Raw genomic sequence first — 23,537 nt, 5'->3', positions numbered from 1 at the left:
GGGGATGATCTTGCGAAGATTTCACAGACTCACAGAAACAATGGAGCCCACCCGCTGAAGCAGGAGAAATTCTTTTTCCACACTTTCGATAAAATACTTCTTTTCACCAAATAGTACAACATCATTCTGAGCTAATGAAACATCGCTTTTAAAATAGATCACATTGTCCGTTTCACGGAACGCACCTTTGTAATAAAACATCATATCCCTCTCCTTCTTAACACTACCTATGTAATCAATTAAACCATTACTTACACTCTCATTAACCCCATCCCCAAAAATAAAAATACCTCATATGTTCCATTCCGATGACTTGATTCATAACAAAAACCCCAGCTCTGTACAAAACAGAACTGAGGCTGCGGCTCATCCAATATGAATCCCAGTAAATATCTGAGAATCCCTAGGAATACCGGTTAATTACTTGAAGATTCGTTGTGAGAACTGATACAAGCCGCTGTTCCAGACAGATGGTTCATGTCCACCTACATCCAGATACCAGGTATGCGGAATGTTCATGCTGCTCAAGCCGTTTTTGAAATTCTGGCTGACCCATAACAGACCATCACTTGATCCACAGGAGATCCAGAGCAATTTGAGTTGGCTGGCAACTTGTCCCGGGTTGGAAACCAGCTGCGATACAGATTGCGTATTCGGTGCAGCCGAGAAGGCCCCTACCCAGGCGAAGGTATTCAGATTTTTCAATCCAAAGTTAAGCGACTGCCCACCACCCATGGACAGACCGGCCAACGCACGACTATTCTTGTCTTTGTACACCGGATAATTGGCCTCGATATGAGGAATCAAATCCTTCAACAGGTCTTGCTCGAATCGTTCAAACGCAGCCACTTTGTCCGGAGCAAAAATGTCACCAACTGGACGGTCGTCCTTCATGGCACGGCCATTCGGCATGACAACAATCATATCTGACAGCTTACCTTCAGAATACAGGTTGTCCAGAATGTTCTTCGGTTTCATGGCGTTTACCCACTCATGCTCATCTCCGCCGATACCGTGCAAGAGATACAGGACGTTATACTTTTTATTTTGTGAATATCCTGGCGGTGTATACACCGTCGCTTTCCGTGTATTGCCTACCGTTGTGGAATAATAGGAGATCAGATTGGTATTGCCGTGTGGAATATTGTTACGATACGCATCATAACCCGGCGGTGCAGGCACAACCGGAGTGTTAGCCAGCGCATTTTGTCCCGTATTATCCATGGTGCCGGTCGCTCCCTGATCGATCACCGCCTGAATGGGGGTTGTAGCTGGAGTTTCCTGCATATCGGCTGCAGACGCCATCGTTGGTACAAGGAGTGCTGCTGTGATGGAGATACTCAGAATCTTGGACATACGTTTTCTCATCAATATCAATCTCCTTTGGAATATGATTTTCAACCGTGTACAAACCTCATAACAGGTCTTTCAGATACACACAAAACCTCAATTGAAAGCCCTTACATTTTAAAGTAAAGTTCCTCCTTTCCACGCATGAATACGGACCTGCATCCTTTGCCTTTCCCAATATGGAAGTAAAGATCCACGATCCATAATTTACAATTAATTCCAATTACAATTTTATTATATCACCTCCCAAGACTTGTACATCATCAAAAAACTTAAATAACTATATCTTATACTTTAAAAAGTATACTTCTGCACACCACCATACCCTCTATTCGCTTCCCCAACTCCGGATCTCATCATGATATAAAAAAACCTCAACTCTCCGTTTTCAACGGAAGAATTGAGGCGAACCGTTTTCATTTTCAACTTGCCGACGCTGCCTCTGCAACCTCAACAATCTCTGGCCCATGATGTTTACGCTCCATGAACAGACTGAAGAGCAGTCCTAGCAAACCCAATCCGGCAATAACTGCTGCATACAAAGGTACGGATATAAGACCCGTGTGGGTAATTGCATACCCGCCCAGATAGGCACCGCCTGCATTCCCCAGGTTAAATGCGGAGTGACTTGATGTTGTCGCGAGCAGTGGCGCTTCGCGGGTCATATTCATGATTCGAATCTGCAATCCCGGCATAATGCCAAAAGCTGCAACGCCCCACAAGAATATAGTGATTACAGCAAGATAAGGGTTCTCCAGGGTAAGCGTAAGTGCAGCCAGAAGCACCGCCAGTATCCCAAAATTGACGATTAGGGAAGGCATCAGCTTCCAGTCCGCCAGACGGCCGCCAACCATGTTCCCTAAGGTAACGCCGAAGCCAAAGAGCACCAGAATCCAGGTCACATTCTGTTCGGCAAAACCACTAATGTCCACAAGCATCGGCGTGATGTAAGTGAACACGGCGAATAAACTTCCACATCCCATCGCTCCAACAAGCAGAACCAATAATACTTGGGGACGAACCAAATTTCGAAATTGCTGTCCGAGATTTGCTGGTGCTCCTTGCGGGAGCACGGGAATAAAACGAATGATGCCAATCAACGAAATGATGCCCAAGATCGTAATCGCCCCGAAAGATGAACGCCATCCAAGCTGTTGCCCGATAAACGTACCAAACGGAACACCAATAATATTCGCAATTGTAAGCCCTGCAAGAACAACGGATACTGCTCCTGCCCTTCTCTCGGGTGCAACAAGCCGCGTTGCCATGATTGAACCTACACCGAGGAACGTACCATGGGCAAATGCCGTTAATATCCGTGCCGAGATTAACAACCCGTATGTGGGAGCAATGACAGACAATGCGTTACCGATAATGAAAATGCACATAAGCAGCACCAGCAGTTTCTTATGTGGAATCTTGTGTGTAAATACGGTTAATATCGGGGCACCTACCGCTACACCCAGCGCATATCCCGTAATGAGTTGTCCTGCCTGTGGAATGCTTACATTTAAATCTGTTGCTACATTGGGCAGCAGGCCCATAATAATAAATTCAGTCATACCAATCGCAAAAGCTCCAATAGTCAAGCATAACAGGGACAATGGAAACGCCCCTCGTTTACCTGACTGTGAAACCTGTGGTTGTATTGTGTGTCCAGTCGTGCTCATAGATGTTCTCTTCTCCTATCTCTTAATCAACGATGTTCTGTCGCCTTCAACCACAAGGCATCTGTTAGTTGTTCGAACGTTTCACGCATAGCCAGCTTGTCCCGCCAGTGTGCCGGAATACCACTCAGTCCATAATAAGCACCTGCAATCTGCCCATACACCGCACCTGTAGTATCCGCATCATCACCCAGATTCACAGCTAACAATGCGCCTTCTTCAAAACTTGCCGACTTATGGAACGCCCATAGTGCTGCCTCAAGTGAACGAACCACATAGCCACTGCCCTTAATTTCGGGCGGTTCTTTCCTCTGATAGGAGCCCCTAACAACCTCTTCAATAGCGGGTAAAAAAGAAACCTCTTCCCTCCACTGTCTGCATGTCTCCGGCATCAGCATGACGTTTTTGTCCGCTCCGCGCAGACCGGCAACAATTATGGCGGCCAGCACTTCACATGCTTCCACGCTTTCCGTTGCAGCATGTGTTGTCCGAGAGCTCAGCCCAGCATAGTGGACCGCCTCGTTTGGTTGATTAGCGTAAGCCATCGCGATAGGCGCAAGCCTCATAATAGAGCCATTGCCAGCCGTCATCGGGTCAGTTGATCCGCTGTAGGCTTCCCCAGTTACCTCAAACCTCTCCAAGGCACTTCGGGTGGCCCCGCCGATATCAAAGCAATCGCCTGTGCTGCTCATATACCCGACCTTGTACCAATTGACGTATCTGCGCATCTGATCCGCAGGATCAAAGTCTGCCTTGCGTACCAAACTTTCTGCCAGACATAGAGCCATGGATGTATCATCTGTCCACTGCCCTGCCTCCAGCCCAAATACGCCACCTCCCACCATATCCGTTACAGGTTCAAACGTGCCAGGGCTGCTGAATTCCACGGTAGTTCCGAGCGCATCACCCACTGCAAGCCCGATGAAGCAGCCATTGAAACGGTCTTTTTGCAGCATCCTTATCTTCCTCCCTTACTCCATGTACTTTCAGAATCTTTCTTCCATTCTCCCACACGGCTTGATCCGGCGTAAAGCTAATAAAATCCAATCAATTAAGCTCCATTTCTTCTATTATAAAAGTGTCGAAAGCTGTTGAACGGCCTGATTATCAAATTTTCATAAAAAAAGTTTTGTTTTTTTGAGCTGAAAATACAGTTTATTCGGTACACCGCTTACATGCAAAGGGGTTAACGGTTTGCAACGTTCATCATTTTCTGAAAACAAATCATATATGTGAAAATTTTCAATGTAAACAATCATAACGCGCTTGACCCCTCAGTTTGTCCTATGTTACGGTTTTATTAGCTTAAAACGCATATTTTTCCCAAATTAATATTCATTTTCGATTTACTGCGTCAACTAACTTCCCGCAGGTTAATGAATATACGGAAATGAATTTGCAGAAAATTTTCATTCGTTTTTATACCCAAACTAATTCTGAAACAGGAGGAACAAATTTATGATTAAGGCACTGGTGTTTGATTTCGACGGAACAATTATTGATACAGAGACAGCATGGTATATTGCTTTTCGTGATGCTTACAAGGAACACGGCGTGGATCTAACCCTGGAGATGTATTCACAATGCATCGGTACCAGTCTGAAAACATTTAATCCGTATGAGTACCTCATCACAGATTTGAATCTTCCGATCGATCGGGAAGCGTTCAGGGAATCCGTTCAGTTGCAGCACGCTGCATTGATGAACAAAGAGAAGGTTCGTCCTGGTATTCAGGAATATCTCGAACAAGCACGTGAAGCCGGACTGAAACTCGCTGTAGCATCCAGCTCCAAACGGGATTGGGTTGAACAGCATCTGGAACAACTGAAACTGAAAGATTATTTTGAAGTCATTCGTACGGCAGATGATGTTGCAAATGTGAAGCCTGACCCGGAACTCTACACTCAAGCGCTTGAAGCCCTTGGAGTAACTGCAGACGAAGCCGTAGCGATTGAGGATTCACCTAACGGCGCGCGTGCAGCTGCTGCGGCTGGTATGCACTGCGTAGTCATCTCGAATACCATCACAGGAACACTGGAATTCGATATGCCTCACCAACGGCTGTCTTGCTTGACTGACCTCTCATTTAACGATTTGATTTCGAAGCCACTCGTCACTACCGTCTAAGGTCTGCACGAATTTCGCGATTTAATCCTTAAAGGGGGAGTTCACACATGAAAGCTGTACATTTTGGTGCGGGCAATATAGGCCGCGGTTTTATCGGTCATATGTTGTCCGCTTCCGACTACGAAGTCTGCTTTGTCGCACGTAACCCGAAGAAAATCTCCATGCTTCAAGAGAGACAGGAATATCCGATTACACTTGCCAACAGCGAACAGGATACAACGATTGTCAACAACGTGACGGCTATCAACGTAAGTGAGCAGAATCTGGTTGCTGAAGAGATCGCTTCAGCCGATCTGATCACAACCGCCGTCGGTGTATCTGCACTCGGAGATATCGCAGAGCCTATTGCCAAAGGCATTCAACTTCGCATGAAAAACAATAACCAGGCGCCACTGCATATTATCGCTTGCGAGAATGCTATAGGTGGCAGCACCCGGCTGAAGAAACGCATCTATCCATTCCTGGATGAAAAAACCCGTAATAAAGCGGAACGTTATGTTTCTTTCCCCAATGCAGCTGTGGATCGGATTGTTCCGGCCCAAAACCACAAGGACCCGCTGCAGGTCACTGTTGAACCTTTTTACGAATGGGTCGTTCATCGTCCAGCACTTCTGGATGGTTTTAAGAAAATTGATGGTGTCCACTATGTGGACTCCCTTGAACCTTATATTGAGCGTAAAATGTTTACGGTGAATACAGGCCACTGTGTTGCCGCATACTTCGGATATCTCGAAGGATTCAAGACAATCCGGCAAGTTATGAGCAACTCCACCCTGCGGGCCAAGGTACGCCATGTTATGGAAGAGACCGGTGAGATGCTCATGCAGAAGCACGGATTCAACGCACAGAAGCATAATAAATATATCGACACCATACTGGAACGCTTCGCCAATCCCAACCTGACGGATCAGGTCACCCGGGTTGGACGCTCCCCCCTTCGCAAGCTCTCGCCTCATGATCGGCTTGTTCGCCCAGCGATGCAGGCCAGTGAATTCGGAATCGACATACCTCATTTAACTTCTGCTATGGCAGCCGCAATGCTGTTCAATGACAAACGCGACGAGGAAGCCATGAAGCTACAACACATGATTCGCGAAGATGGCGTCTCCGCCTTTATCCGTGAAAGCATGGGAATTCCCAACGAACATCCCGTTCATCAGAATGTAATCGCCAGCTATCAGGAACTCAGAGGGCGTAAGGAATCGACGATACTAACCTGAATATGCCTATCAGTCCTATCAAGTCCTATCAAGGTTATTGGTTCGATCCCGCAAACTGAATAAAACACGGTGAAGAAGCCGGGAGGAACCTATGCATGGCACTGTTCCTTCCGGCTCTTTGTCTTTACATGGCACGGTACACTCTATATGGTAGTGTAGCTAATAAAAAAGCGTATCTCCTCTCTCGAGGAAACACGCTTTTAGGTAATCTTTATAATTTACTTATCCGTTCGGCGTTCGGCGTAACCACGTGACTCATCCCTTTTCTACTCATTCATAATGGAATTGAGGGATGCATAGGCCATTGGCAGGAAACCTTCCGAAGGTTCACCAATCGGTGCTTGGATGTGGAAAACGAAACCATTGCCGTCCAGTTCTTTCACAATAAAGTACTCTGTTTTCTTATCATTCTGGGACATCATGTACAGTTTTGCATCCTTCATTGGCCCATTACTGAGTTGTTCCGCCGTTAATTGTTTCACTTCTCCGGTCTCGGACAACTCTTCCTTGGCATCCATCTTCAGCGCATCCAGATTGTAATTCGCCGGCAGCTTCTCAATCTCTATCTCATAATCCGGATCAATCTTCATTGTTAATTCATGGTCTTCCGCGTCAAAAGCCATCGGTTCAAACACATAAAGTGAATAACCTTTCGCTTGTGCCAATGTCACTGGGCGTTTTTCGGTCATTCCTTCTACCGTCACTTCCAGCTCTGAAGTCTTCGGACGATCGGACGTTACTGTACCGCCTGCATTGGAACCGTTATTCTCATCACTCGATTCCATCTTTGCAATCTCTGTAAGTACCAACTGTTTCGTTGTTGCATCAATCGTTTTCTCTACATATTTGAAGCGAACGGAATCTTCGTCATCAATATCATCCAGAGACTTCTGCAGATCTTCACTCACCTGGAATGACATCGGCTTCTCATTCACTCGAATCTCAACGGTATGCGGATCAGCCCATCCAGTCAGAATACCTTCTGCTTCTATTGCAGCACTTTCATTTGGTTGTTGCTCCGGTGCTGGTGACCGTTCTTCCGTATTATTCACTGGTGGCTGTGCAGCAGGATTACTGTTCCCACAGGCCACAAGCGAGAATCCCATAAGTAAAACCAGGAATGATGCACTGACTTTCATTGTATTTCTTTTTCGCATATGAACACCTCCGTTAGCTTATACGCAATGATGCTTGTCCATGTTGCTTCTCATCCATTGGCTTGGCTGTATACTAGTACTTACACGGGAGACAGGCAGCTCAATCATGCAAAATGTCTGAACGATTATTGTAGTCCTCTACCTAACTGGCTTGATCCATCTGTACCAGTTTGGCATTGGCTCCGTTAAATGCTTTGGTCTGGAGGTTAAATTGCTTTCGGAATTCAGCAAGCTTCGCATATTCGCTATTTCGTACCCGAATGGCTCGCTTAATCTTAACCAGATTAGGTTCTGCACTTTCTCTCATCAGATCATACAACTGTTCATCTGCACTCAGACTCAGCTGATACGAGGCAACAAAATTTTCCAATGCACGTGCTCTTGCTTCATATTGATCCAGCACCTTTTCAGCCTGTGCCAACGTTTCTTCTTTTTCAAATGATAGTTCTTCCAATGAACTGCGCAGGGCCACCGTCTTCTCGTTGGTCTGTTTCATGGCCTCTTCCGCCTGTTTCAACAACGTTCTTCGTTCATGAATATGATCTGCTGCCTGATCCAGCAGTGCTTCGAGATCACTGTTTTTATTCTTGCCTTTGTCTAAAATAGACTTGTATAAGTTCATATCTTCCTGCTCGTGACTACTCAGTTTGTTCAAACTCTGGTCGATCTCCTGACCGCTGAGCACCAATTGGTTTATCTGATTTGCCGCAGGCTCCTGCGGATCTCCACAACCACTTACCAGCAGAATTAGCAATACACTAACTGCCGCAAGCGCCACTTTTTTACTCGTTAGCACCCAAGCCCTTCCTCTCTTGCATCATTTTGTTGTTATATTACAAGCGGGTATCTCCGCTAAAATTCGCTATCCAATGTGCATCCGGATCGTATACTTCGAACTCGTAACCTCGATCTTCGAGCAGCTTCAGAATACGTGGCAAAGCCTGAACCGTCTGCTCTCGCTCATGCATCAGAATCACTTCCTTATCCCGATGTACACTTTTGCTCACGCGGGCCACAATCTTATCCGGCTGACCGGGAAGATTCCAATCCAGTGAATCTGTCGTCCAGTCCCACATTTTGAACCCGGCCGCCGCAATGTCACCTCTGAACTTTTCACCGATCTGTGGACTGCTGCCATAAGGCGCACGAATAAGATGAGGTGTAAAACCAATTAGGTCTTGCACCATCTTCTGCTCTTTCTTGAACTCTTTCACAAAGTTCGCAGAGCTCCCACTCTTATACAGCTTTTTATAGTTATGCGTTATGCTGTGGAGTCCAGGGTAACTGCCTTCTTTCAACAGCCGTTTTACTGCTTCTGGATGCTGGTTTAACTGACGTCCGATCATGAAAAAGGTAGCCTTCGCCTCATGCTGCTTCAAAATATCCAGCAGTTGTTCCGTATATTCAGTTGGGCCATCATCAAACGTTATGTATGCCAATTTGCGAACCTGACCCTGGAACCGTACCGGCTCCTCCTTTGCATCCGGAGTAACTTGTATCATGCCGAGCTTGGCGGGCTGTTCGATTACAGTCATTGGAGGCGGCGCCACAACGCTTTTGATCCAATGCGTCATGCCAAGGAATATATATGTTACACCGGTAACGAACAGTACCAGGAGCATTAGAGCTATGCTAATCCTTCCATACCGGATTTTTCTTCGTTTATGTGTTTTAGCGCGACTTGTGCTGGGCGGAATACTTCCACGTTCTCCCGCTCTCTCTTGTTGGACTCTCACTTTCATGCCACTTCCTTACTTTCATTTTTTCCCGATTATTGGTATATTATCTCGTTTCATGTCTCTATATAGAAGATTAATAGAAAAATGGATCGGGAGAATGACAGAATAGTTACAAGCCCGGTTACAATCTACTTATCTCTTTGTTCTCTTTATCTTTCCTGCGGTTACCTTCTCCTGTATAATGAAGTGATTTACGCCATCAGAATCATGAAGGAGCTACACCCATGACAAGCTTGAACCGTGCCGGCAGATCCATCTATCTGTTATTCTTTGTCGGCATTATTGCCATTTCTTTTTCTTCGATCTTTGTACGCTGGTCTACCGCAGATGTTGCGGTCATTGCCATGTACCGTCTATTTCTGACCAACCTGCTAATGCTGCCTTTTGTCTGGAAATACAGACATGAGATGATGCGGCTGAGCTTCCGGCAGTGGGGCTTGCTGCTTGCATCCGGTGTGATGCTGGCCCTTCATTTCCTGCTCTGGATGGGTTCGCTGCGGCTCACCAGTGTTGCCAGTTCCACAGTTATTCTTGCGCTGGAGCCTATACTGATTCTGGCAGGTTCGGTATGGCTGTTCAAAGCCAAAATTAACCGCATGATGATCATCGGCATGGGCATCGCCCTGTTTGGATCAATCGTTATTGGCGCAGGAGATTTCCAGTTGGCAGGTACTGCCCTGCAAGGTGATATCCTGTCTTTACTTGGCACAATTGCAGTCGCTGTCCATATGCTGCTGGGTCAATTTTTGCGAGCGGGACTTAGTGCATTTTCGTATAACTTCTGGGTATTCTTCGTGGCTGCTTGCACGCTGGCGGTATATAATCTGATCATGGGCCACCCGTTTGGGGGTTACGCTGCGTCAGAGTGGGGAATCTTCCTGCTGCTCGCCATTGTGCCAACGATCTTTGGACATTATCTCTTCAACTGGCTGCTTCAATATATGAATGCCACAACGGTATCCATGGGCGTACTGGGGGAACCCGTATTTTCTTCATTGCTGGCCTGGATGCTGCTCGGCGAATCCCTCAGTGCATTACAGATGTCTGCCGGGGTTGTCATTATATTCGGGGTATGGATCTTCATTCGATATGGTAAAACCAAACCTCAACCCATTCCTGCTGATGCTCCTATCGCTGGCAAAGGGCCTGTTGAACCTACCACGGTATAACGAATTCATTCGTAATGCATAGTTATAAACGACTCTACCACTCTCATAAGGCGGTGTATTTTGATGAAAAATATTGTATCCATGCGTTGGCTGCTCGCCAGAATGTACGAACCGGATGTGGTCATTGCCGATTGCCGATTCTTGCTCGGTCAGCCAGAGGCTGGAAGACAAGCCTATGAAGCTGGACATATTCCAGGCGCTGTCTATCTCGATTTGGAACAAGATCTATCCTCTCCTGTCTCTGCGCACGGAGGACGTCACCCGCTTCCTGATCCGGCTGTGCTCGCAAGTCGTCTATCCAAAGCTGGCATCGGCTCCAATAGTCGGATTGTTGCTTATGACGATCAAGGCGGGATGAATGCATCTCGTCTTTGGTGGCTGCTGCGCTACATGGGACATGAGCAGGTATATATCATGGACGAAGGTTTCTCCGCTTGGAAAAATGCCAAGTTTCCAGTTACAACGGATGTGCCGGTTCAGATCCCGTCTTCCTTTGATGTGAATGTGCAGCCAGCCATGCTGGCAAGTGCCCAGGATGTTCAGCAGGCTTCGGCAAGTGGCAGCTCCGTGCTCATCGATTCTCGCGATGCTCGCCGCTATGCGGGTCTGGAGGAACCCATTGATGCCAAGGCCGGACATATTCCGGGTGCGGTGAATTATTTTTGGAAAGATGTGTTGGATTGGGATGGACGTTGGACAGATACTGGGGTGTTAGAAGAGCGTTTCAGTAAGCTGGACAAGGATGGTGCGATTATCGTGTATTGCGGCTCCGGCGTGTCGGCTTGCCCGAACGTGATTGCACTGGAAGAAGCGGGATATACAAATGTGAAATTGTATTCCGGGAGCTGGAGCGACTGGATTAGTTATGAGGAGAATCCAGTGGCTATAGATAATGCGGAAGCGGACAAAGACGTATAGCAGTATATCGATTTGAATACATCGCCAGGTGGCTTATCTGCCCCGGCGATGTATTTTTCTATGTTCGGAGTCAACGAGGAAACAACGCTGACGCTCTTAAAATAATTACATGAAGCTCTTCATCGAGAGCTTGTTTATATGATCTCAGATACATCCACAACCCCGTCGAACATGAGCTTGAACGAGAACTTAGCAAGTGGTAAAACTGGAAGATCGTTCACGTTTCTCTTTTAACAAACGTGTAACACCACCAGCTAAAAATGTACCAGTATGTAAAAAAGTGTACGATGCTATGAACAATTTAGTGAATAGCAATAGTATATATAAAGACTATAAAGTCCGATACTCAACAACCACTGTTAGTGTGATGAAAATAGAGAGAGGTAGACACACCTCCTTCAATATAGCAGAAAGTTCACAGAAAAATAACAGAGTTAACATGCTACAGCATACAACACTGCACAAATTATGTTTAAGTAATACTTTTGGTGGCTCTCACTATTGTGCGTGTCCTATTTTTTAAACGAGGATCACAACCTCCTAGCACATCTAAATAATTAATGTTAAACAACGGTCTGAATCCAAATTTGTGCGACTTTAAAGGAATCAGCCTACTATACCTTTGTTCACAACTTGATAAGAGTGCTGAAGTAGATTTAATTCTTGATCTTGGTATAGACCCACAGCAATTAAATGTACATGGTGAAACTCCATTAATAACTGAGTTTATAGTTCAGGGTGGTCATTACATAGATAACAACGATTGAACTCATTTCATATAACTAGTTATTCTCAAAATATTTAAAAAATCTGATTGTTTCATTATAATCATCTTCGTCGGAATAAATATTTAACATTTTGCCTAGCTCAATCGCAAAATCTACATATCCGTTGGCTTTTGCAGTTATTATGTTCTGACTAACTGTGTATGTTTCGTCATTGTTTATTCTATTTTCAGTAAATTCCTTTCCTTCTAAAACCCCTGCTTGTTTAACAAGTTCAACTCCTGAGCAAATGGCACCAATATATTTCCCGTTAGTATCCAGTCTCTTGATAAGTGATGTTAGCTGATGATTTCCTTCTATTGCGCCAATATCTCCTCCTGGAATAAGCAGTATTTCTACTTCGTCAAAATCAATTTCTTTTATATCTTTATGGGGTTTAACAATTAAGCCCTCATAAGAATTGACCATTTCGGAATTTAAACCCACTGTTATAATTTCCCCCTGAGTTTTCATTAAATAAGTTGCCAGCATTATTTCAAAATTTACAAACCCGTCGTAGATTAAGACATGAGTATTAATGTTTACACCTGCTTTCATGTATTTTTAGTTCAAGTTGCTTTTTTTAACTCTTTAGAACGGTTGTAAGCAACCACAATCCATAGAGCCAGATTGAAGAAGGCCAAAACTATCACAATTGTCCTTCGAAGAATTTGTAATAGTGATTAAAACATAATAAAGATCAGTTCTGAAGAAAATGAGAAGATGCCATAAAAACTTATATATTTGTATGAGGACTATCAGTCTCATGTATCCTACAATTATTAAATCCTGTTGATAGATGTACTGGAACACGAGCGCAAGCAAAAGAATCACTGAGTCCCATGCCATACCCGCTAGAAATGGCAAATATCTTTTTTCCTTTCAATCGACCACAAAGAGTTCATGTTGGCTTCAATAACCATCCAAAACCATCTTATACTTATTTTAAAATTGACTGGCACCCAGAGTGATACTGCTGCAAAATAATGGGCAGATTCATGCAAAATCGTTAAACTCCATGATATTAAAAATAGAATAAGCAACTTAAACCAACTGACTCATTAAAAATAAAATAATCTTGATAAGACGGAAGAAATTCAGGGTTGTACGTAAAAATAATTAAAGATGCAATAAAAAAAGTTAAATAAATGAGAACTGCCAATTTGTTAAAGAAGAATCTACCAACCTTCTCTCTAATTCTGCCTTCATTGTTACTTGCCTTAAGAGCAACCAAGACTTCATCATTAAATTTATGAATCAGGTTTAACTCTAATAAAGGTTCCACAAAATCAATAATATCTACCTCAACATCGTGATTCTTTTTTTTATAAATTCGATATTTCATCCAGTGTATTTATTCCATCCATTAGTTCTATAGCTAGAACACCCTCGATGGGAATTCGAATATAAATAGTTTTATTCATAAGTTGGCTATTTGGAGACGTCTCTGAAAAAATTAATGAGCTTTCAATGAGATTTTTATTTTTTTTTCGCTGTTCTTCAATATTTAGTTTTGTATCAGACCTTCAAGCATAGTTTCTTCAATCGGAACTCCCATTTGCATTTTACGTTCAAGCTTTTCTTCCGTAGCTTTTTGAATATCCATTTTTTCACACTCCCTCACATCGACATTACATTATTACACATAATTTATAAAGTCATTAGGTCGCGTTTCTCCCCCAAAAATCGAGTGAAGTTCTTCGCAAGTTGATTCCTGTGATGTTTGTTCCTATAACACGAAAAGAAAACATTTTATTGCTATCAGACCGTAATCCCAATTCAGCATTTCATAGTTGCACACCACACTTACCTCATGTAGGACATATGTCTCCTTTTCTACGAAAACGATTAAAAAATCTTTATAATCCACACAAAATGTTCGATATACAACAAATGAACATCCGCATATCCCATGTATGCATCCTGAAATCTACCTCAGAAATGTGGCACGGGAGAACAGAACAATACATATAACAGGTGGTTAAGAAACAGAGAAAGTTCTGTCTGGTTGAAAGGCAGGAACTAACAAAGGAGAAGAAGATATGAAGGGACGAACGAGTCACAAACGAAACACACGCAGCATCTGCGTGAACTTGCTGTTATCCATGCTATTGTTGGTCAGCAGCTTGCCGCTATGGCCTAGCAAGGCAGCAAACGCTGCTGCAGAAGGGTCATATCTCTTATCCCTGAACAGACCGGTGTATAGCTCCTCATCCCTTGGTGGGAATACAGCCGATCATGCCGTGGATGGCAACAAAAATACCCGATGGGAAAGTGTGTGGCAACAGGACCCTCAGTGGATCTATGTTGATCTGGGTGCAGTTGCTTCCATCTCCAACATCTCGATTGAGTGGGAAAATGCCTATGCTTCCGCCTTCGATCTTGAAGTGTCGGATGACGAAGTCAACTGGAAGCAAGTGTACTCCACAACGAAGGGTCAAGGCGGTCTGACAGAAGTGGAGGTTTCCGTCAATGCACGATATGTACGTTTGTTCAGTCATGAACGGGCGCAGCAAGCCTATGGTATTTCTCTGTACGCGTTCGATGTGTATGGAACGGGTGGAGCAAATCCACCTCCAAAACCGACTGCCGCCAACCTTGCTCTTGGTAAATCGGTTATAGCGTCGTCGGAAGAGATTGACGAACCTAGCCGCTCCGCCGAAGACAAGGCCAAGATGGAGAAGCGCGATTATGAAGCGCGCAATGTGACAGATGGTGATCCAGGTACACGCTGGTCTTCCATATACAAGGATCAGGAATGGATCGTTGTGGACCTTGGTCAACGTCAGGCTATCGGAGAAATTTCTCTGCAATGGGAAAATGCGTTTGGACGTGCTTACGACATTCAGGTATCTGACGACGCAAAGCAATGGACTACGCTGTATCGGGAGTTACACAGCAATGGAGGACGGGATGACATTCCTGTATATTCAGAAGCCAGATATGTCAAACTCGCAGGTCTTGGCCGAGGTACAACCAACGGTTATTCACTCTATGCCTTTGATGTATATGAGTATATTCAAGGAGATGAAAAACCGGTCTACACCATTCCGTCTATCCCGGAGATGAGCTCGGTACAAGTCGGCGCTGGCAGTTATGCCATTAATGACATCACGATGCTGCAGCCGAAAAACCCTAAAAATCGCACAGCTGACATCACCGCCCCGATTCCATCCAATGACTGGTGGCAATCGATTCTCGTCTCGGATTTAGGAGATGGAAACAGTCTGGTCACGCTCCCATTCAAAAATCGATACACCAAACAGGGGCTTCATATTTTGAATCCTGGTGCTGGATACGTTTCTGCTGATGGCAACTCGATGGATGCAGACGGTGAAGCAGACCTCATCCTGACAACAAGCGATATGAACCCAGCCAAGGTCAATACCAAGATCGCAGGATACGGGGATTACTCCGCTAACATCATCATGAGTGATGATGACACGGCAAAGGTCAATACAACCTTTGTAAAAGGCTCCCCTTTCCTGTACAACACGTTTGAGAACCCGGACACCATCCTGATTCGTTCACCGAACATTACACGTCTCTTTGATGATCAAAACCGTGAGATTGTGTTGCAGGATGGGGAATCATGGACAGGAGATCATATCGGTGTAGAAGTCACCAATCGGGACAGAGCGCCTTCGCCGCAAACTTTTACAAGAAACTATGGTCTTTATGCACCTGAAGGAACCACATTTATAAAGCTGGGCAATACACTTAAGATTAAGCTGGGATCAAGCGAAAATTATTTGTCGCTCGCTACCCTGCCATCTGCATCAGAATTAGCATACTATTACCAACACGCCTATGCTTTTGTAACGGATACGAAGGTCGATTACGACTATAACGAGAGCACTTCACAAGTTACAACGACCTTTAACTCCGTTACACAAACGAAGCGTGCCAACTTTTCCGCCGACACATTAATGACTTTGTTCCCGCACCAGTGGAAACTTGCAACAACTCCACTCACGGAGCTCGCTTATCCTTCTATTCGTGGAATGATGAAAGTGAGCGAAGGCAACAGCTTTACGACACAGGATCGTTTCTACGGCATTATTCCGCAATTTGTGGAGCCGGATGATCCGACATACTCACGCGCGCAATTAATCAGTTATCTGGATCAGCTTGATGCAGATACGTCAGGCAATTTAATGAGCGAAGATCCCTACTGGCAGGGGAAAAAGCTTCATCCGCTTGCACTAGGTGTGCTCATTAGCGATCAGCTTGGAGATCAGGAACGTCGGGACCACTACCTGTCCCTGTTAAGAAGCATTTTGACCGACTGGTACACCTATTCACCGGATGAACGTCTGCACTCCTATTATTTCTATTACTCGGAGCAATGGGGAACGATCTTCCCTTATGGAAGCGGGTTCGGGGTCAATACCGGACTGACGGATCATCATTTTACGTATGGCTATTACGTCTTTGCATCTGCGGTGCTGGCTATGTATGATCCAGCTTTTGTACAGGATTATGGCGATATGGTTGAACTGCTGATCCGGGATTATGCCAATCCTTCACACACAGACGATCAATTCCCATGGATGCGTAATTTTGATCCTTATTCTGGTCATTCCTGGGCGGGCGGTTATGCCGACAATCGCAGCGGAAACAATCAGGAAGCTGCAGGCGAAGCTCTGTTCAGTTGGGTCGGACAATATATGTGGGGCGAAGTAACGGGGAACAAAGCCTATCGCGATGCAGGCATCTGGGGCTTCGTCACCGAGGAAAAAGCGGCCGAGCAATATTGGTTCAACTACGATGGGGACAACTGGCTGGAAGGATACAAACACGCTACCGTAGGGCATGTATATGGCAGTGCTTACCTGTATGGCACGTACTTCTCCAACGAGGCCGAGCATATTTACGGCATTCACTGGCTGCCGCCCGCAGAGTGGATGACCTATTATGGTCGTGATCCGAAGAATACCGCGGCACTATACAACGGTCTGATCAAGGATCTTGGTGGTCAGCAGGAGCACACATGGCAGCACATCATCTGGCCCTTCCAATCCATCGGGGACCCGGAGACTGCTCTTGCAAAGTGGGATACAAAAGAGATGCAGCAAAACGAAGTCTTTAACGCCTACTGGTTCATGCATAGCATGGCATCCACAGGAACACGTACCATGGATATTTGGGCAGATTCTCCCGCAGCAACCGTATACGAAAAGGACGGTGTCTACACGGCGCAAATCTGGAATCCGTCAGACACTGCCAAAACGGTTCGTTTTTATAATGCCAGCGGAGCTTTGGGTTCAGCTACCGTCTATGCGAAAGCTCAAGTGAAAGTCAATCCATTGGAGCATACAGTAGTCAAGCAGCCAGATGCTTCACAAGGCGTCACCTATCTGGATCGCAGCGAATGGACGATTACCGCCTCTTCCAGTTCGGAAGCAGTCGAACGCATGATTGACGGAGATTTGACTACCCGCTGGTCATCTGGACAAACGCAACAGCCTGGAGACTGGCTCCATATTGATCTGGGCAACGAGCAGATGATGGACACACTTTTCATGAACTCCGGCAACAGCGGAGGTGATTATGCCCACGGGTATGAAGTTTACGTTTCGAAGGACGATGAAAACTGGAGCAAGCCAATTGCACAGGGAATAGGCTCTTCTCCAAGCCTGTCCGTCGATTTGGGAATGCAGACCGCACGTTATATCAAAATTGTATTGACTGCTCCCACAGACAGTTGGTGGTCCATCTCGGAACTCAAGCTCGCCCGATTTGGAAAATTGCCTCAGACCCCTGAGTATCCAAATCCAGCTCCGTTGTCCGATCGGTCAAACTGGATCGTGACCGCTTCCTCCACGCAAGGAACGGATGTCACAGCTCACATGCTGGATGGAAATAAAGACACATTATGGACGAACGGGCGAAAGCAAACGAGCGGACAGTGGATTACGATTGATCTTGGGGAAACGAGTGCTTTTGACGCAGTAGAGCTGGACCCGGGGAACGCGAAGGATGACTATCCGCGGCAATATCGCATTTTCGTTTCCGATGACGGGCAAAACTGGGGAACCTCTATTGCTGGAGGCGAAGGCGTGTCAGGACGTCTCTCCATCACCTTCCCTGAGCAGCAGGCTCGTTATGTGAAGATCATGCAGATGGGTGAATCCGATCAATGGTGGTCGGTCTCCGAGCTATTTGTTAATCACTATGGAACAGGAAAACAAAAACGTCTGCTTTCAGATGCATGGTCCGTCACAGCGTCTTCCGATGAGGAAGCTGCAACGGTGATACTGGATGGCTCGAACCAAACACGCTGGACTTCCGGTCAGGCACAAACAGGCGGTGAGTGGCTTCAGCTGGATCTGGGCAATTCAGAGACAGTGAACCGGATTGTATTGGATAGTGCACACAACAGTGAGGATTATGCTCGCGGTTATGAAGTATACACCTCTCTGGATGGCATGGATTGGGGTAAAGCTGTGGCTACGGGTGAAGGGAAAAATGCCTTGCTCTTCATAGCATTCCCTGCTCATGAGGCCCGCTATATCAAAATAGTTCAGACCGGAACGGATTCTCACTGGTGGTCTGTAGCTGAAATCGCAGTTTATACTGCCGATCAGACACCATGGACACCCGGGGAACAGGATGATCTGCTGCCTACCGAACTGGATCGGACATCTTGGACAGCTACAGCTTCCACGTCTGAAGACGTTGGTGCACTGCTGGATGATGATCTGAACTCACGCTGGACCTCTGCATCCGGACAACAAGCAGACCAGTGGATTCAGATCGATCTGGGAAGCATTCAGAATTTCAGCCGATTAACTATGGACTCAGGCAGCAGTACCAATGACTATGCCCGCAGTTTTACAATCGTCACTTCAACGGATGGCGAGCATTGGAATTCGGTTTCAGAAGCTGTGGGAACAGATTCTTTAATCTCAGTGACATTCACGAACCAGAAGGCACGATATGTCAAAATTGCTTTGACTACGGACAATGCTGAGTGGTGGTGGTCTATTGCTGAATTGAAGCTGTACCATTGATACGCTGAATTCAAAACCATCAATTTTACGCAGTATTAAAAAATCATTAATCTAAGGAATTAAATATCGTTCATCCAGCCACCTCTCTCCCTCAATTTTGCGGGACAGGGGTGGTTTTTTGGTAATCACCCGCTTCTAAATGTAATAAGCAGTTATCTCGAATTAAATACGTATTTTCCAATCACGAATACGAACGGCGGCAAAACACACATATCCGCCTAAGCAACGTTAGAGACCAGCATATGCTTCTTTGCGCTGTTCCCGAGATCAAAATATTGGGAAATTGAGGATTGACAGCGCAAGTTATCCATTCTAATATAATCATAGCGGAAAACTATGAATAAAATCAGTATCAATAAACCCACTAAAGGAGACTACAAAATGGCTGCCCTCCAAACGTTTAAAGCATCTGCTCATCTGCAAAACGGAGTTCAAGTGAAAGTAGCATCTCGAAACTTCGAGTTTATTATCGACGAGCCCAAAAACTTGGGTGGAACCGATACCGGCATGAATCCGGTGGAAGCTTTACTCGCCTCGCTGGGAGCATGTCAGTCGATCGTAGCTAGGGTATATGCACCTAAATTTGGGGTGAATCTCAAGGATTTCTTTGTGGATGTAGAAGGCGATATTGACCTGGATGGCTTTTTCGACAAATCAGAGGTGCGTCCGGGCTATTCCGATATTCGGTATACATTCCGTATCAAAACAGATTCTCCCCAAGAGCAGGTTGAAGCATTTGTACAATTCCTGGAGAGCAAGTGCCCGGTTGGAGATACGTTGGCACATCCGGTTAATCTCAAGTTGGACAGAATTATCATCGAAAACTAAGCAGCCTATTAATACCGTGAAACCGGACTGATATTGAATCGCTAACCGTACAACATATTTAGATATAACAAAAGCCCGCGTTTTTCGCGGGTTTCTGGTCATAACCTAATAAACTCGGCTATAAACTTCGTTTGGCCCTTTGAGAAAATATCCTGTTCGAATTAAAGACACTCTCCATTGAAAGCAACCATAGATACACAAGAACAGCTGTTAGTCTGGCATCGGACAGCGTTAAGCATTATGGATATACGACACATTATTATAGAAGCTGGCGGTCAACACTCTCCTTATTCGTTTCCAGCAAGCGCCTTTCTGTACGATGCAGACATAAAGTGGCAGCTTTTTTTGATTCATGATAACAAAAAAACAAAAAAAAACCGTGATGGACATCTGTCCACCACGGTTGAATAATGAAATCTATTATTATTGCTTTTTACTTAACGTTACACTTGCTGTTAACGTCTTGTCGATCGTCGTCCAGTTTACATAAGCACCTAGTATTTCATTAATAACAGAAACCGGAACTACGGTTTCGCCTTTTAAAAGCTTTGGTACGTTACTATTGAACACTAGTTTATCGTTAATTGAATATACATCTGAACCAATTTGAGCACTTATATTTTTTGTGCCTAATTTGATTTGCGTTGTACGCGTCTTATGATCCCATACTACTGTACCGCCCAATAGCTCGGAAATGGTTCGAATCGGTACGTAGAACTCATCGTTATGAACAACCGGTTTGATTGTCGTACCCCCTACATTCATTGCAACGTCAACATATTCAAGAAAATCGGTCTTTCGAATGAGTCCATGAACCCCTTTCGTTCGATCTACGACCTGAGATACTTCATAATCCGTTGCGGCTGATAGGTACGCATAAGCTACACTTCTATCCATATCAAGCTTATCGGATAAGAATTGAATCGATTCACGTACGGATTCTTTCATGGCTTCATCCAAATCAGGGTCCAGTCCAATTGGAATCCAATAATCCTCTGTTTCAGCAAAGGGTTGCGTGAATTCTCCACTGTGTGGTAGTGATGGATCACCTTTCTTTAACACCGTTAACCGAACTGTCCCCCTTAAGGAAGCTTCCAATGCAGTTAACGCTACTTCTCCATCTCCTTGAGCAAAGTGTGGATCTCCAGTATAGAATAGCCCGCCTTTAACTTGAATCGGATAATAAATAGTTGCACCAACCCCCAACTCATTAATATCCATATTCCCTCCTGTTTCAATAGGTGGGATAGAACTCACAACTTCGCTGGTATTTGGTGCAACCCCCATAACACCTAGAAACGGGTTAATTGGGAAACGTACATTCTTGCCAGCTTTTGTTGGTAATACCCCATACCAATTGCCGTTGATTTCTTCAATAGGCGTAAATATAGATACATTATTATATAATTCCGGTTTTGTTGCGCTAGCTCCCTCTTGTGGACCTGTGTTTTCTGGAAATTCGTTAGGAAGAGCACCTTTACCATGGCGGTTAGAAATGACACCATACGGAACTCGAGTCTGCAACGAAAGGACTTCTACTTTAAGAACATCTCCTGGCTCCGCTCCTTCAATAGCTACCGGCCCAGTGATAATATGAGGTCCGTCTTTTACATAATCATGCTTAATCCCAGAAGCCGCAATTGCCTTCGCATCATCCAACACTCCATCGGGTGAGATACCGAATTTACCGAAGTACTCCACTGGATTTCTCCCTTGATCCTCTATCAATCCCTCATGCGATACCGTATCAAATGTTACAGCACTTCCTGATGGCACAGTTAGAATCGGAGAGCTGTCTCGATTAGGCAGTGATCCCCAGCGAATGTTCTCAATCGCAGACGTTACATAATAATCACCTTCTACCTTATCAAGGGTTGTTGGTTGCAGTGGCATACTAAAGCCCACTGAAGGTAGAGCAAATGTAAACATACTTATAATCCCTACTGAAACCCCAAATTTCCTAATCGTTCGGTTAATAAACATTACGCTCCCCCTCTATACTATGTAATATTTTCTAACACAAACACACAATAACATATAAATACATTTACAACAATATTTTTTTGTCAATAAAAATAACATTATAGAGCTAAATATCAAGAATAAACTTATAAAAATAAACAACATGTCAATATACTTATCATATGAAAGGCGTGTAAAACTAAAATACTTCTAGTAAACTGAGGACCCTCCTTCAGAGATTGGAACAAACGAAATTAAGTTACAGGAAAATTATGTATGTATTTCATGTATCCGATACCGCCACAGGAATACTACTACACTCCGGTTCAGGCATAATCACCTGTCCGCACGTGATTGCACTGGAAGAAGCGGAATTCTCGAATCTGAAGTTGTATCCCGGAGGATGGAGTGACTGGATTAGTTATGAGGAAAATCCGGTGGCTACCGGGGAAGAGTAGGTACGTAGCACCGATCTACAGTGTCTCAAGACAAAAACACCGCCATGCAAGCTGATGCCTGGGGCGGTGCATTTTCAGTGACTGAGCGTCACCCGGGAATACGGGAGAGATAGAGGCATCGTTGCATGGGAAGACTGATCCAACCCAATCCTTTCTCGCTTAATGAAACAGGATCTGCAAAAGAAAATGAGGAGAAGCATTCATGAGTCCATGAATCAAGATGATCACCCATATTTTACGATAGCGGGCCCATAAATAACCAAGAAACAGACCTGTAACCCCATGATTTGCAATTACTGTTGCCACATCAATATCCCACTGACCATTTCCTTGAATGGCGACATGCCAAATGGACCATAGTATTGAAACTAGTAGTATGGCGGGCCATCTTCCAAGCAATGCCTCCAATCGGGTCTGCAGCCATACCCGATAAAAAACTTCCTCCAATACGCTATTGATCATAAAACCAATCAACATCAAGAGAAGTAATTCTGTCATATCGGTTGCTACGATTGCTCCTTCTGGTTGTGCAATTGGGGAATAGAACCTTAGATAACACCAGACCACAATAACGATTAGTGGTACGATGACGTGTCTGCGAGTGCGAGGTTTTACCGAGATAATGTCTTGTTGCCCGCCAGTCATTTTGCGATAAATCAGCAATAAAATCAACGGGATGAACAATAGTGTCGTCAACTTGAACGCCAAATAATATAGCTGGAAATGTAATCCTTGCTGGTTTATCGTTATCAGAGAAACCGTAAATAAAACGCCTGATAGCAATAATACAATCGATTGAACGACCAAGTGCTGTTTCTCCATTTGTTGGAAATACGGATGATATTGACTTTTATAAGGAATCATACGGATTAGAAAAATGCCAAGGAATGCCGGCAACATACTATGCCATATTGGAATCACTTCCTCACGATCAGCCGTGTACCTTATATTCAAGTTTCCGGTCCACACTAACCACAATACAGCAGCAAATATAATGATCATACATAATAAGCCGGTTGCCTTTCCCCATGCTGGAAGCATTACTTTGAATTGCTGATTCATTCCAATTGCACTCCTTTGAGTGGCATATCGCGTTTGCCCCTTCTTTTTTTATTTCAGTTGAGTTAAATAAACTCTAGCACATTCCATCTTAATCGTCTAT

General features: G+C 44.8%; 17 protein-coding genes and 1 pseudogene. 7 read left to right on the top strand and 11 right to left on the bottom strand.

Features of this window, described 5'->3' with window-relative positions; translation table 11 throughout:
* Positions 1–21 precede the first annotated feature (21 nt).
* The 4 genes from BLS69_RS01855 to BLS69_RS01840 form a co-directional block, all read right to left on the bottom strand.
* Positions 22–204, bottom strand: a complete 183-nt coding sequence (locus tag BLS69_RS01855; protein ID WP_249912092.1) for a hypothetical protein — start codon at positions 202–204, stop codon at positions 22–24.
* Between the two features lie 216 nt (positions 205–420).
* Positions 421–1,368, bottom strand: a complete 948-nt coding sequence (locus BLS69_RS01850; protein WP_091028229.1) for an alpha/beta hydrolase — start codon at positions 1,366–1,368, stop codon at positions 421–423.
* A gap of 404 nt (positions 1,369–1,772) precedes the next feature.
* Entirely contained in the window at positions 1,773–3,020 is a 1,248-nt protein-coding gene (locus BLS69_RS01845) for an MFS transporter (RefSeq protein ID WP_091028227.1), read from the bottom strand.
* A 26-nt stretch (positions 3,021–3,046) separates the two neighbouring features.
* The gene (locus tag BLS69_RS01840) at positions 3,047–3,973 is read right to left on the bottom strand and encodes an ADP-ribosylglycohydrolase family protein (RefSeq protein ID WP_091028225.1); all 927 of its coding nucleotides are present in this window, start codon (positions 3,971–3,973) and stop codon (positions 3,047–3,049) included.
* Between the two features lie 502 nt (positions 3,974–4,475).
* On the opposite strand from BLS69_RS01840, the gene BLS69_RS01835 reads away from it, so the two are divergent.
* Together BLS69_RS01835 and BLS69_RS01830 are read left to right on the top strand one after the other, a co-directional pair.
* Positions 4,476–5,144 (top strand): HAD family hydrolase, encoded by a 669-nt coding sequence (locus BLS69_RS01835; protein WP_091028223.1) that lies wholly within the window; start codon positions 4,476–4,478, stop codon positions 5,142–5,144.
* 47 nt (positions 5,145–5,191) lie between these two features.
* Positions 5,192–6,364: a mannitol-1-phosphate 5-dehydrogenase gene (locus BLS69_RS01830; protein WP_091028221.1), complete on the top strand. Its 1,173-nt coding sequence runs from the start codon at positions 5,192–5,194 to the stop codon at positions 6,362–6,364.
* 266 nt (positions 6,365–6,630) lie between these two features.
* On the opposite strand, the gene BLS69_RS01825 is transcribed toward BLS69_RS01830, so the two are convergent.
* From BLS69_RS01825 to BLS69_RS01815, 3 genes are all read right to left on the bottom strand, one after another.
* Positions 6,631–7,521 carry a hypothetical protein gene (locus BLS69_RS01825; protein WP_091028219.1) on the bottom strand — a complete coding sequence of 297 codons (891 nt, stop codon included), beginning with the start codon at positions 7,519–7,521 and terminating at the stop codon, positions 6,631–6,633.
* A gap of 142 nt (positions 7,522–7,663) precedes the next feature.
* The gene (locus tag BLS69_RS01820; protein ID WP_091028217.1) at positions 7,664–8,317 is read right to left on the bottom strand and encodes a YkyA family protein; all 654 of its coding nucleotides are present in this window, start codon (positions 8,315–8,317) and stop codon (positions 7,664–7,666) included.
* Positions 8,318–8,354: 37 nt separating this feature from the next.
* Positions 8,355–9,263 carry a polysaccharide deacetylase family protein gene (locus BLS69_RS01815; protein WP_256332208.1) on the bottom strand — a complete coding sequence of 303 codons (909 nt, stop codon included), beginning with the start codon at positions 9,261–9,263 and terminating at the stop codon, positions 8,355–8,357.
* Positions 9,264–9,484: 221 nt separating this feature from the next.
* Between BLS69_RS01815 and BLS69_RS01810 the strand changes: the two genes are divergently transcribed.
* Together BLS69_RS01810 and BLS69_RS01805 are read left to right on the top strand one after the other, a co-directional pair.
* Positions 9,485–10,429, top strand: a complete 945-nt coding sequence (locus BLS69_RS01810; protein ID WP_091028213.1) for a DMT family transporter — start codon at positions 9,485–9,487, stop codon at positions 10,427–10,429.
* A gap of 63 nt (positions 10,430–10,492) precedes the next feature.
* Positions 10,493–11,347: a sulfurtransferase gene (locus BLS69_RS01805; protein ID WP_091028211.1), complete on the top strand. Its 855-nt coding sequence runs from the start codon at positions 10,493–10,495 to the stop codon at positions 11,345–11,347.
* A 782-nt stretch (positions 11,348–12,129) separates the two neighbouring features.
* Here BLS69_RS01805 and BLS69_RS01795 read toward each other — a convergent pair.
* Complete coding sequence (locus BLS69_RS01795) at positions 12,130–12,669, bottom strand: DJ-1/PfpI family protein (RefSeq protein ID WP_256332206.1); 540 nt, start codon at positions 12,667–12,669, stop codon at positions 12,130–12,132.
* 466 nt (positions 12,670–13,135) lie between these two features.
* The gene (locus BLS69_RS01785) at positions 13,136–13,456 is read right to left on the bottom strand and encodes a hypothetical protein (RefSeq protein WP_091028206.1); all 321 of its coding nucleotides are present in this window, start codon (positions 13,454–13,456) and stop codon (positions 13,136–13,138) included.
* 697 nt (positions 13,457–14,153) lie between these two features.
* Between BLS69_RS01785 and BLS69_RS01780 the strand changes: the two genes are divergently transcribed.
* Both BLS69_RS01780 and BLS69_RS01775 read left to right on the top strand, forming a co-directional pair.
* A complete protein-coding gene (locus BLS69_RS01780) occupies positions 14,154–19,127 on the top strand; it encodes a discoidin domain-containing protein (RefSeq protein WP_091028204.1) in 4,974 nt (1,657 codons plus the stop codon).
* Positions 19,128–19,508: 381 nt separating this feature from the next.
* Complete coding sequence (locus BLS69_RS01775; protein ID WP_091028202.1) at positions 19,509–19,955, top strand: OsmC family protein; 447 nt, start codon at positions 19,509–19,511, stop codon at positions 19,953–19,955.
* Between the two features lie 423 nt (positions 19,956–20,378).
* Here BLS69_RS01775 and BLS69_RS01765 read toward each other — a convergent pair whose 3' ends face one another.
* The gene (locus BLS69_RS01765) at positions 20,379–21,938 is read right to left on the bottom strand and encodes an acetamidase/formamidase family protein (RefSeq protein WP_091028196.1); all 1,560 of its coding nucleotides are present in this window, start codon (positions 21,936–21,938) and stop codon (positions 20,379–20,381) included.
* Positions 21,939–22,234: 296 nt separating this feature from the next.
* Between BLS69_RS01765 and BLS69_RS01760 the strand changes: the two are divergent.
* A pseudogene (locus tag BLS69_RS01760) lies at positions 22,235–22,375 on the top strand (sulfurtransferase); the annotation flags it as partial.
* Positions 22,376–22,534: 159 nt separating this feature from the next.
* Here BLS69_RS01760 and BLS69_RS01755 read toward each other — a convergent pair.
* On the bottom strand, positions 22,535–23,437 hold the full coding sequence (locus tag BLS69_RS01755) for a CPBP family intramembrane glutamic endopeptidase (RefSeq protein ID WP_249912080.1): 903 nt from the start codon (positions 23,435–23,437) through the stop codon (positions 22,535–22,537).
* Positions 23,438–23,537 lie beyond the last annotated feature (100 nt).

Source organism: Paenibacillus sp. CF095, from assembly GCF_900101225.1.
Taxonomy (GTDB): domain Bacteria; phylum Bacillota; class Bacilli; order Paenibacillales; family Paenibacillaceae; genus Paenibacillus.
Note: the sequence above shows the minus strand (reverse complement) of the source record. Positions and strands in the feature narration are given on the sequence as shown.